Here is a 12406-nt window from a genome sequence, read left to right on the forward strand (position 1 = left end):
GCGTTTCCCTCGACCGGGAAATGGGAAAGGCAAGCGCAAGTAGTCATAATCATGACGCATAGAACGAACCCTGTCGTATTCATAACCCCTCCGTTGAAAAATATTCATCGTCGCGGACGGACATGAGCCGCGCGCGCAGTTTCAGTCCAAAACTTCTTGACGCCCTGGTTGGGCGAAGCAACGATCGCCTTGCTCCTATTTACGGCATCCAAATACTGGGGAAATATCTTGTTAAAATCCTGTGGCTTAAGTCTTCCGAACTGACTAGAGACAGTATTCATTAGGCCATGCACCTCATCTTGATGCCCCCCATTCAGTAAGTGGCCAAATTCGTGAGCGTATGTGAAATTGGCGGCCGTCTTTTCCGTGGCAACCCGCATACGGTCGAAATTCTCCCCCTCATATCGAAATGCTTGGCCATTCACGCGCCTGCCTGCAACCGCGGTTTGCCCCTGAACTAGTCCAACAATATTGTCGATTTTTCCTTTATCCCCTTCTCCTTTAGCATCAGACTCCGACTTGAATTGCTTTACGGTAATATTAGTCTTCAGGTCAAATTTGAAATTACCGTTACTAAAATGGTCGTTATAAGCACGGCTGATCTGTTCCTTTAACAATGCTACCTGTTTATTGATTTCATTCTGACTCAACTTACCCGACTCAACGTATACTCCAAATGAAGCGCTTACCGTAATCAGATATTTCTTATTTTTTTCGTCATATGTGACTGTAATCTCGGCTTTCTCACCTGTAGGATCGATAAACGCGAGTGGGTTATTCCGAACATAACCATACTTGTTTAGACTCTGTGGATCGGCCGTGTCTGTATCCCGTGCAAAATCATCCGGACTTGTAAATCGTCCGGTTGAACTGTGATAGAACCTTGTTTGGGCAAAATCCAGCCCCGTCTCTCCATCGCGTTCATACCCCGTAAACTGCTTCCTCACCGAGTCCAGCGTGTATTCGGCGTGGGAGGTGCGTTGTGATGTGATGATCTCTTCACCGTAGGGGTGATAGTCGTGGCGGGCGGTGACCTTGCCGTCGCGGTCGGTGTGTATTCTTGGAGAACCTAAATGATCCGCTGTGAGATACGCAACCTTTGCGTCTTCGACGGATTCCACGACGGTTGAATATTCGGCGATCTGCTTACCAGCGGCGTCGTAAACGAAGATGGTCACCTCGCCGGTCGAAGGAACTACCTTCGTGACCCGTTTCCCGTCCCCGTCGTAGAAATATTCTCCAAGTGTGCCGCCGCCATTCGAGGCCTTTACCTGCTTGTTCTCTCCGTCGTAAACATAGCTCTGACCGTTAGCATCCGTCAACGTATTCCCGGCTGCATCATACGTCCAGCCGCTGGACGTGATTCGATTGTTGATCGTCGAGAGCGTCGGACACGCCGACTGATCATCGCCACCGATGCCAGCTCCCATGCGCTTGACTTACGGCTTAACTTAATAGATGACCCCGTCCTCCCTTATTCGCGCGCTTCTTCACATTGAGGTTTTGACTGGCCATTGAATGCAGCATACGAGCCATATTCGCGATAGTTTTTCACACGCTTGATAATCTCGGCTTTATTTTTGTCATTCTTCAATTGCTCATTCACATAAGCGACGACATCTTCCAACCTGTCTCCTTTGCCTTTGCAATTAATTGACTTAAAGATTTTCAGCCTGCCATCTTCGAGAACGGCAATGTGGCTAAAAGAGAAGGGCAAATCAATAAACGCGAAATGATAGATGTGCTTATTTTTGAACTCAACACGCTCAAGCAAGGAGGCTTGCTTATTGGTTGGCTCGGTTAAGTCCCAAACGAAAAACCCGTTACCTCTGGATTCTTCGACTAAAAATCGCCAAGAAAGTTGCTCTCTCACCTTTTTGGACACGGAACCGCGAAGCACATCCGAAAGTTGACCAAGGATTTTCCCTCGAGTGTAGAGTTTGTCTGAGTTTTCGGGTATTTCTTTATCGTAATTACAAACAACTCTAGTTTCATCCGTTGCTCTATAAAAGCCGTATCTACGATAATTTCTAAGTCTGATTAACACTCCCTTCCTATTCGTTTCATTCTTTAGCATGTTTTCTACGTATTTGACCACCTCGCTGAAATCACCGCCACTGTCTACGCAGTTAACGGATTTGAATACTTTCAAACGGCCATTTTCCAAAACTGCGAGAAAGCTATTCGAGAAGGGATAAAATACAGCAGAAAAATGATAAACGTGATTGTTAACGAAGTTTATGCAATCTCTGAAACCTTCACTGTACTTGTTAGTAGTGAACCTATTCGTGGGATCAGATAGATCATAAATAAAAAACCCGCTAAACAGGTCAGAATAGCCCAGTTCCTCCTCACGTTTTTTATATCCAGGAATCGACTCCCAAAGAAAGCCTTTAAACTGCTCAAGAATGTTCTCTCGATCATACTGGCTATCCGAGTTCTTTGGACATTGGCAAAGCCCCGAGGTCGCGAGAGCTAAAACGCAGAACATCACAAAAACAAGTCTTTTCATTCTCTGTTCTCCTATCTCTAGAAACACATATGACCGCGAGGGCATTTAGGCCGGTTTCTAAACTCTCGAATCTCCCTGATTGTGTCATTTTGTAATTTGTAGAGTTTTTCAGGATGCCAAGACCTGTGATCACCTTTTCCAGTCTTTGCCATTTGAACCTGATTCGGATCTAAATCGTGTTCGGCTTCATGAACAAATATTCCAACCATTTGGGTTTCCAGTTCATTACGGTCATTTTTGACAGCGTTTGAGAGTTCTCCTTCGAAAAGTGTAATGGTCGCCTCTGCATAAACTTCGTTTCCGTTTGCGTCCTTAGCAATATCTGGCGTTCCCTCAAATTTGTCTGTATCTGGATTGTACGTTAACGCGCCTTTTGAACCGTCTGGTCGTGTCCCGTGAGGTTGATGTAACCCGTATAAGAATGTGTTGTTTCGCTTCGGATCAATCGTAAGATTGACCATCGTCTTATGCGCGTTTAGCTTGTTAAACTGGGACAGGGCCGTGCTGCTTCCCGACGTGTTGATGAGGCCAACTAACTTGATAATGTCCTTCGTCGCATTTGCACTCAAAATAACGATTTGTCCGTCCTTCTCCTCAAACAGTACCTTTTTGCCATCCGTCCCCTTAAATTCTTCTCCGCTGGGATCGATGTACTTCAACGGATTGTTTCTCGTATAGACGTAAAGATTTATCGACTGCGGGTCTAACAGCCTTTTCTTTGTCATCATTATCGGGTCAACAGATGTAAATCGCCCGTGGTTGTATCCGTAATAGCGTGCCTCGGCGAAGTCTAAAGAAGCTTCATAATCCCGTTCATAACCGGTAAACTGCTTCCTCACCGAGTCTGGCGTGTATTCGGTGTGAGAGGTGCGTTGGGTGGTGATGATCTCTTCGCCGAAGGGGTGATAGTCGTGGCGGGAGGTAACTTTACCGTCGCGGTCGGTGTTGACGCGCGGCGAGCCGAGGTGATCGGCGGTGAGATATGCTACCTTGGCGTCTTCCACAGACTCGACGACAGTTGAGTATTCGGCGATCTGCTTACCAGCGGCGTCGTAAACGAAGATGGTCACCTCGCCGGTCGAAGGGACGACCTTCTTAACTCGTTTGCCGTCGCCGTCGTACCAGTATTGGCCGAGCGTAACACTCGACGAGTTTTTGACCTCGACCTGTTTGTTTTCCGCATCGTAGGTAAAGGTCTGATAGTTTCCGTCTCGTGTCGTGTTTCCGGTGTTATCGTAAAGCCATCCCGTCGAAGTCAGACGATTATTAGATGTGCTGATCGTTGGATTGCAGATCGCCTCGGTGCAGCTCGATGCGGGGACGGTGGTATTTCCGCTCGTAAAATCAAAGCGTCGGTTTCCGTATCGGTCGAAGGTGAATGTCTGCTTCCACGATTGCGTTTGCGACCCGCCGTTAGGGGTGAGATTCTCGGTTGCGTCTTTCAATCGATTTAGCGAATCGTACGAATAGGTTTGCACAGCCGTGAAGCCTGTGTTTGTCCCAACTGTCGGAACGCTGATGGTCTGCGAAAGAACATTGCCATTGTTTGCCGTCGTTCCGTAGGCGAATTCGAGTTTGAGCTTGTCGTGCGTCCCCGGAGTCGTTCCCAATTTAATCTCTGTCGGCTGCAAACGGGAATTAAAGGCGGTTGATTCCCAGCGACCGTTTCCCAACTGCATCGACGTGACAGCACCTGCGGCGTTATAGGTAAATGCGTCAGCGTAATTCCAGTAACCTGCGGCAGAGTTCTTCTTGCTCTGGACAATCGAAAGATCGCCGGTGTTGTCGAGGACGTTCTTAACGACACGCCCCGATGGATACATTTCCTCGATCAACGCTCCCGCGAGGTTGTAGGTGTAGCCCGTCGTGTAATTAGTTCCGTCGGTTGTCTGCTTATGCCCCGTCACACGTCCTAAGATGTCAAACTGAGACAGGGTCGTTCTTTGCCACTCAAACTCACGCCTACTGATCATCACCACCGATGCCAGCTCCCGTGCGCTTGACTAACGGCTTAACTTCACAGATGACCCCATCCGCTTCCCTGTCAAATGTGAAATCCTGCCGATAAGTTTCCTGGTTTAGAGCTCCGACGACTCCGATCCCTTTTCTGGTAAGTCATAAGAACTAAAGAAGACGTAGTGTACAGGTTCGGAAGCAGGGGCGATTCTAAAGTCATCTTCCCAGTCAAAGCTAAACTTGACTCGTAGCGAAAACCCGGTTGGCAAGATATCCGAGGGAACCGCGAAAAGAACCCCCTTACCGGGCTTGACGATATTGGACGAACATACGTGGCAGCGCTTCTTTTCGACAATCGCTTCTTCCGCATTGAGGATATCGTAATACAGGCGGACATCGCCCAGACTTTTACTTCGGCCCCCGGACATTTGCACTCGAATCCCCCAGCGCGAGTTGTTTCGCAGCCGCAGCCAGACGAGTCCATCCTCAGGATCGATTACCTCTAACCTGCGATTGTTAACAACCTCAAAATAGACTGACGGCTTTCGTCTATCCACTACTGGATGAACAGCTTGGACGCGCAAATCAGCATTCTTCTGCGCTAGTCCCGGACATTCCAATAACACGATCGCCAAGATTAAAAAGCTAATACTTCTCATAGTGATGCTAAATGCCCCTTTACAAAAGCCTGGGCCTTGCCAGCCAGATTAGTAGGGGTCAGCTTGTAATCCTTATCGTATTGGAGGTGATGATCGATCGCTGACTTTCGCAGGGTGTCAACATCTGCAGCTGCCCAACTCGAATTCCATATTACCGCCTCGTAAGGCCAGGCAGCGAATCGATCTAATCCCTTCATTTTGGAAAAGTCCACGTTTGTTTGCACAACACTTAGCGTACTTCCTTGCGCCTCAGCTAATAGGCCTTGCACTGTATACCCTTTGAGTTCGGTTTCATATTCGGTCGGATTATGGGAGTCCTTAAAGCCGCTACTCACCCAGTCAGAACCATCCGCGGCGTGCGACCCCTCATGTCCAATCAAGTTGGAAAAGTTTGAATGGTCACCTGCAGCGATGTCAAAGCCTATCATAATTTTTTGGCCATTCGGATTCGTAGCGGTTTTTGCTACGCGAACGCCCTGTACGTCCGTGCGGCCAGCGCCTACACCATCCTTGCCGACCACGAAAACGCCGTTGTTTACCCCTTTCTCGCCGTATACACCCAGTGCCCGCGACGCTTTCTCATACTGCTTGGAATCTTTCCCATATTTCTCTTCGATTTTCGCGAGGTTGCCACGAGCCTTGTCCAAGGCCGCATCAAATTTACCGCAGAAGTTCTTGTCCTTCGACCTGCATACATATAGTCCGAGCGGATCGAAATTTGACGCTGGATTATTTGTCGTATACGCATACCGATTCCACGTCTGCGGCATTGGCGACTTACCAGACGAAAGCAAAGGATCAGCAGTCGTAAATCGAGCGAGTGACGAAGCATACGTTCTCGCCTTTGCGAAATCGAGCATTGTTTCCCCATCCCGCTCGTAACCAGTAAACTGCTTCCTCACCGAGTCCGGCGTGTATTCGGCGTGGGAGGTGCGTTGGGTGGTGATGATCTCTTCGCCGTAGGGGTGGTAGTCGTGGCGGGCGGTGACGATGCCGGCGGCGTCCGTGTTTATCCTGGGTGAGCCTAGATGGTCATTTGTGAGGTAGGCGACTTTTGCGTCTTCGACGGATGCGACTATCGTGGAATACTCCGCAATTGAGTTGCCCGTTGCATCATAGACGAAGATCGTGGTTTCGCCTGTTGCCGGGACCACCTTTTTAACCCTTTTGCCGTCGCCGTCGTACCAATACTGGCCGAGCGTAACACTCGACGAGTTTTTGACCTCGACCTGTTTGTTTTCTGCATCGTAGGTAAAGGTCTGGTAATTTCCGTCTCGCGTCGTATTTCCGGCGTTATCGTAAAGCCATCCCGTCGAGGTTAAGCGATTATTCGATGTGCTGATCGTCGGATTGCAGATCGCTTCTGTGCAGCTTGATACAGGGACTGTCGTGTTTCCGCTCGTAAAATCAAAGCGTCGGTTTCCGTATCGGTCGAAGGTGAATGTCTGCTTCCACGATTGCGTTTGCGACCCGCCGTTAGGGGTGAGATTCTCGGTTGCGTCTTTCAATCGATTTAGCGAATCGTACGAATAGGTTTGCACAGCCGTGAAGCCTGTGTTTGTCCCAACTGTCGGAACGCTGATGGTCTGCGAAAGAACATTGCCATTGTTTGCCGTCGTTCCGTAGGCGAATTCGAGTTTGAGTTTGTCTGTCGTTCCCGGCGTGGTTCCCAAAGCGATCTGCGTCGGCTGGAGACGGCTGTTGAACGTCGTCGATTCCCAACGCCCGTTCCCAAGCTGCATCGAGGTCACCGCACCGGCGGCGTTGTAGGTGAATGCGTCGGCGTAGTGCCAATAGCCCGCGGCAGAGTTCTTCCTGCTCTCGACTATCAAAAGGTCGCCCGAGTTGTCGAGCACATTCTTCACAACCCGCCCCGACGGATATGTTTCCTCGACTAACGCACCAGCCAGATTGTAGCTGTAGCCCGTCGTGTATTGCTGTCCGTCCGTAGTCTGCTTATGCCCCGTCACACGTCCTAAGATGTCAAACGAAAGAAGGGTCATCCTCTTGTCACTCAAACTCACGCCAACTGATCATCGCCCACCCGATGCCAGCACCCGTGCGCTTGACTAACGCTCTAACTTCATAGATGACCCCATCCGCTTTATTCGCATCAGTGGTTGTCAGCGGCATGCCGGAGGCGTTGCCTTAGGGTTCTATGAGCCATTTTCCCAAAACAATGTGTCTCCGATTGCGAATGAATCTAGAATCTGCTCTAGCTCGCTCCGTATCTTTAACGACGGCGCGTCAATAGAAATTAAACGTGCAGTTCTAAATCGTCGTTCGATCATGCATCCCGCTGACTCAATGGATTCTACTAAACTCTCGTCGACCTTGTCCCGGAACCAAACACGGAGCGTAAAGTGGCCTCTAGTCTTCAATCTTTCTGAAATTACGAATCGTTTCTGTTCGTCAGGACGTGTAGCTACAATGTCCCCCAGAGCGATGCCGTAATAAAAAAATGGAATACAGCAAATCTCAAACATGTTCTCTCCAAGCTCGCGAGCCCACAATTGCTCCCAAACAAAACCCTTCTGAACAGCCTCCTCATCAAGTTTGGCTACAATGATAAAGTTGGCACGCTCCCGCCACGCAGGATTTTCATGCGTGATAACCTCCGATTTATCCGGAATCATCATTATTCTCTCCTACCTCCACCACCACGATGGAGGAAATGGTCCTTCATATCCGGGTGCAGGATTCTTAGGTACCCTTCCCGATCCTTTCGAAGCGTTGCAAAAACGGCATGTTACCTGAGCGTTCTGAATTGTTGCGTTTCCTCCCCGAGAAGCTGCAACAGCGTGATCAATCTCAGTACCCACACCCCTGCAGAATACGCACAAGTTGTTTTCCGCAAACGCCTGTTGTCTAACAGATTCTGGAAAGCGTTGTCCCGCCGTTGGGCCACCCACGCTGCCAGCCTTGATCGGGGCAAAAATCTGACCTTCCGGGACGACCGAAGCTGCCGACGAACCGCCAAAGATAGCTCCTCCGGCGACTCCTAAACCTACCAGTGTTCCGGTGCTTCCAGCCGATCCGTAACTTGCTTCTCTCGCATTATTGAATGCGAACGGGAGCGGTACTTCTAGCGGATTTGAACCCTGGAAATACGCTCCTTGGATACCGGAATTAAAAAGGCCGCTAGTCACGCCGTTCAGACCGACGGCCGGAGCATTCCCAATCCCTTTTCCGATTCCGGTCACACCATCGTCTACGCCGTTAGATACGCCAGTCGCCAGAGCGCGTATGGCCTGGTTTTCCGCGGAGGGAACGGTAAATTCCTCCTTGTTCTTAACGTGAATGATTTCGACATGCCCGTCACCCTCCGGAACGATATTTCGATAGTCCACCTCTGCATAATAATATTTGCCGTCGTTCTTCCCATCACTACCAATGTAATTCAAATCTCGAGTGTAATAATCGCCCGTAATCTGTCCGGTTGGATCGACCAGGATCAATGGGTTATTGCGGACATAGATAAATCGATTAAAAGTCTGCGGATCGGCAGACTTCCCAGATGCTAAGAGCGGATCAATGGCTGTAAACCTGCCAAAACGGTTCTCGTACATCCTCGCTTCGGCGAAATCAAGTGAGCTTTCCGAATCCCTTTGATACCCGGTGAATTTCTGACGGATACTGTCGTCTGCGCTGCCATAACCGAGTCCGGCCGTTCTGCCACCTACGTTGACGGCGAGTTCCTCACCAAAGGGCATGAAATCGCGGCGAGAAATCATATCAGTGTTTTGACCTGTCAGGACGCGTGGACTCGCAAGATGATCTGTCGTCACGTATGAGACTTTGGCATCCTCAATCGGAACGACTTCGGTCGAGTATTCCGCAACGAGTTTCCCGGCTGAATAGACAAAGATGGTCGTTTCCGTGTCCGTAACTTTCTTGATTCTTTTCCCTTCACCGTCATAAAAATACTTGCCGACGACGTGATTTGAGGCTGTGACATCCTTTACCTCGGTTTGCTTATTGTCACCGTTGAAAGTGAATGAGCGAGTGTGCGAGTTTAAGGGATCGACATCCTGCGTGATGCTTCCGTTCTTGTCGTAAGCGAACCCTTGACTTCCACTGAACCGATTCGTGCCGGCGTCGATGCTCGGCGTCGTGTTGATCGTTGTGCTGCCGATAGTTTGGCTAAAACTGGTGCGATTCCCGTACACGTCGTAACCAAATTGCTGTATCCAATTCTGCGTCGAACTAGTTGTTTCCTTCGCCTCGGTAACTCTATTTTGCGAATCGTACTTGTAACCCTGAACAAAGTACGTCCCCGGCACGGTCAACGTCTGTTTGCCAATATTTCCGTTGTTCTTTGCCACGTCGACGCTTCCGTTTGTTTGTAACTCGCCAAACTCATAGTTAACTTTCCATAAACCGTAATCGGTCGCCGAAGCACCAAGTCCCAATTGCACAGGTTGTAACCGTGAATTGAAGCTAGCGGTTTCCCATTTGCCGTTGCCCAGACGCATCGACGTTATCGCCCCAGCGGCGGAGTATGAAAAGTTGTTAGCATAAGGGATGAATACGCCGGAACTGTTTTTCTGGCTCATGACCTTTGATAGGTCGCCGCTTTGATCAAATTCACTCTTTACCTTTCGCCCCGACGGATATTCTTCCTCGATCAACATGCCGGACAGATTGTAGGTGTATTTCGAAGTGTAGGTTTGAGCGTCGGTTATCTGCTGAAATTGTTTTAGGCGACCCGCGACATCAAATTCAACATATTTCGATTCCGAAACGCTGCTACTGACTTTCGTGAGCTTACCTTTTGAGAAATCCGGTGTCGGAGATACACCGACGCCGTCGTAACTGAAAGTTACCGTTGGGGTTTGAGGATTGTCGTTGTAGGTGCGTGACGTAGCCCGGTTTAGGGCGTCGTAAGTGTTCGTGATCGTCGTGCCTTTTGCGTCGGTGGTCGTCAGAACATTGCCATTGCTGTCGTAGGTAAAGCCTGCCGACCACGCATTGTTATTAGGGTTGCCGCTGGTGTTGAGGCCGGTGTTAACCTCCTGCTCCGGCTGTTTGACGCGCAGCATTCTGCCGACGGTATCATACTTGAAATAACGGTTCTGGATCCCCTGCTGAACGCGAATCATCTGTCCAAGCGTGTTGTAGGTATAAAGTGTGGCCTGATTTGGAGAATATATGTTTCCCAGCGCAGTTCCGCTAGTGGTCGGCTCGTCAACACGAATGAGCTGTCCTAGCGCGTTCGTAATACTTCTCCGTTGTTTGTCGGCCTGATCTTCGACCGTGACGACCGTTCCGATCTGGCCGCCAGAGGTGGCGACGGAGTAGGTTGTCTCGACAACCGCACCATCCGGCGTTGTGATCTTCCAAGGACGGCCTGCGGTGTCGAAGGTGTTTGTGGTCCAGAAGATGTCGGATGTGCCGTTAGCCGTCGAGCAATCCTGATCTGTGAGTCCGCGAAACGGATTCGACGCCTTTGAAACACGACCCATATTGTCATAACACGTCAGCACAAACACATCGCCGTCGTCGTCAACCGCCTGAGTCTTTTCAGTTCTGCCGAGGCCGTCGAACCACGTATATGCTTCCTTCCAGTTCGCCGAGTCGACCTGGCTCTTGACCTTTACAAAGCGTTCACCCGCAGGGTACGTACCATCAGATGGTTCGCCGTATTCTGTGATCGTCTCGGCATCATTAGGCGCGGTGACCTTTGTCGGACGGCGCATTGGATCGACGTACAGCATTTCCGTTTCGCCGCCGTTTGGGTCAACTACTTTCGTCGGCAATCCCGTCTCGAACTCATAAGTCGTCTGCGTTTCAAAGGAACTCGTAGAGCCGTTACCGCCGGGCACGGGCGAGATCGTCTTTGTCGGAAAGGCGTAGGTGTGCCTGTTCGTGCTGTCGCTGTACCGGTCGGCATATTCGATCTGCGATAGATTGCCGTTGCCGTCCCACGTCTTTCTTACATTCCCGAACTGGTCGTATTGAGTGTGCGTCTGTATCGGGTTGCCAGAGAGATCGGGCCACGCCTTTGCCGTGGTCGCGAGACCCCGAACATAAGGACTCGCGCTGGGTTCGGGCGTGCCCCAACCAGGCACAGTCCCGGTCGGCGTGTCGGAGACAAGATACGTTGACTGGTCATAGCCGATCTGGGATTTCGCCTTGACGTTCGGCGTACTGCGCCGTCCGTGACGAGGACTTCTGTCGGCAAGCGTAGGATGTTCCGGTTCGTGTATGCTGTTCCAGTCTCATAGGTCATCCACCTTACCCGAACTGGCGTGTCACCCGTCGTGGGATCGTCAAGAGTCGGTGTTGACGTTGGCGGCCATGTCGCAGTTTCCGCCGGAGAATAAGAACCGCCATCGCTAACCGTCTCGTAGGCGTATTCACTCCTTTTTGTGACGTTGAGCGGCGACCCTCGCTCGTCGGCAGAATCGTAGGCGAGTTTCGTCGCTGTTGACACGCCCGAGTTCCCCTCATAGGTTATGTTTTGAGTAGTATCAACCCGGGCGTTCCATTTCAGAGTGGGCCGGGCCCGGGCGCGGATGATAATCTTGGCGTCGGCGGTTGTCGTTATCCACCTCGTAATTGTCCGTTGCTTGATCTGCTTGGGTTGATCGTTAGAAAATACCCGCGTTTCCCAAACCCGCCCGGCGAGCGGGGTGTCGTATCCCCACTTGAGACCGTTATAGTAGTACTCATACTCCGTCTGCGCGTCGCATAAAGGTCTGATGCCCCTGTGCATCAATGTGTCGGTTTGGATCCCGTCGGGAGCGGTCACGCTTGTCCGATAATTGTGGTCGGAGGATGCCGACGAATATGAATATGTTATCGGATTCGATGCGGTGCTCTCATAAACGCGGCGGTTCTCGACCCCTCGGTTTGCCTGCTGAACCCCTTCGGCCTGCCCCGCCAGCGAATCGACCTTCTTATAGTCAAATTCCTCGTACCCGCCAAACGGATACTCGATCTTTTCTATCTCGCCATATTCATTATACTTGAACCGATATTTTGCGCCGTTTGGCAGTTTCACCTCTGCCAACACCATCGGGTTAAATGGTGGATCACCAGTAGAATGGAAATAGTTAAATGCTGATACCGCCAGAAGGCTATTCGTTGGAAACTGTGGTCGGTCTCCGTAGCCGCATGTCGCAAAAATATTCTCATTGACAAAAAGCGGATTCTGCGGGAAGGGCGCGTTAAAGCCCTTGCCGATATACCGCGTGGCATAGTTGGTTTCTGCAAAAACACTGGCCAGCCGCTGCCATTTCAGTTCGTATGAGTTATTTCCCATGCCGGGCAGGAA

Annotated in this window: 7 protein-coding genes; all 7 read right to left on the reverse strand. The window is 50.5% G+C overall.

Annotated features, from left to right (window positions below):
- Window positions 1–104 precede the first annotated feature (104 nt).
- The 7 genes from IPM59_01600 to IPM59_01630 all read right to left on the reverse strand — a co-directional run bounded on the left by IPM59_01600 (window position 105) and on the right by IPM59_01630 (window position 11198).
- A complete protein-coding gene (locus IPM59_01600; GenBank protein ID MBK9214288.1) occupies window positions 105–1322 on the reverse strand; it encodes an RHS repeat-associated core domain-containing protein in 1218 nt (405 codons plus the stop codon).
- Window positions 1323–1474: 152 nt separating this feature from the next.
- On the reverse strand, window positions 1475–2512 hold the full coding sequence (locus IPM59_01605) for a hypothetical protein (protein ID MBK9214289.1): 1038 nt from the start codon (window positions 2510–2512) through the stop codon (window positions 1475–1477).
- Between the two features lie 17 nt (window positions 2513–2529).
- On the reverse strand, window positions 2530–4485 hold the full coding sequence (locus tag IPM59_01610; protein MBK9214290.1) for an RHS repeat-associated core domain-containing protein: 1956 nt from the start codon (window positions 4483–4485) through the stop codon (window positions 2530–2532).
- 105 nt (window positions 4486–4590) lie between these two features.
- Window positions 4591–5127 carry a hypothetical protein gene (locus tag IPM59_01615; protein MBK9214291.1) on the reverse strand — a complete coding sequence of 179 codons (537 nt, stop codon included), beginning with the start codon at window positions 5125–5127 and terminating at the stop codon, window positions 4591–4593.
- A complete protein-coding gene (locus IPM59_01620; protein MBK9214292.1) occupies window positions 5124–7130 on the reverse strand; it encodes an RHS repeat-associated core domain-containing protein in 2007 nt (668 codons plus the stop codon). The genes IPM59_01615 and IPM59_01620 overlap by 4 nt, the downstream gene beginning before the upstream one ends.
- Before the next feature lie 153 nt (window positions 7131–7283).
- Window positions 7284–7766 carry a DUF4265 domain-containing protein gene (locus IPM59_01625; GenBank protein MBK9214293.1) on the reverse strand — a complete coding sequence of 161 codons (483 nt, stop codon included), beginning with the start codon at window positions 7764–7766 and terminating at the stop codon, window positions 7284–7286.
- A gap of 9 nt (window positions 7767–7775) precedes the next feature.
- On the reverse strand, window positions 7776–11198 hold the full coding sequence (locus IPM59_01630) for a hypothetical protein (GenBank protein MBK9214294.1): 3423 nt from the start codon (window positions 11196–11198) through the stop codon (window positions 7776–7778).
- Window positions 11199–12406 lie beyond the last annotated feature (1208 nt).

Source organism: Chloracidobacterium sp. (assembly GCA_016715795.1).
Lineage (GTDB): Bacteria > Acidobacteriota > Blastocatellia > Pyrinomonadales > Pyrinomonadaceae > OLB17.

Coding starts and splice junctions, on each gene's coding strand:
- IPM59_01605 (MBK9214289.1), bottom strand. CDS start 2,512: ATGAAAAGACTTGTTTTTGTGATGTTCTGCGTTTTAGCTCTCGCGACC.
- IPM59_01610 (MBK9214290.1), bottom strand. CDS start 4,485: ATGATCAGTAGGCGTGAGTTTGAGTGGCAAAGAACGACCCTGTCTCAG.
- IPM59_01615 (MBK9214291.1), bottom strand. CDS start 5,127: ATGAGAAGTATTAGCTTTTTAATCTTGGCGATCGTGTTATTGGAATGT.
- IPM59_01620 (MBK9214292.1), bottom strand. CDS start 7,130: ATGACCCTTCTTTCGTTTGACATCTTAGGACGTGTGACGGGGCATAAG.
- IPM59_01625 (MBK9214293.1), bottom strand. CDS start 7,766: ATGATGATTCCGGATAAATCGGAGGTTATCACGCATGAAAATCCTGCG.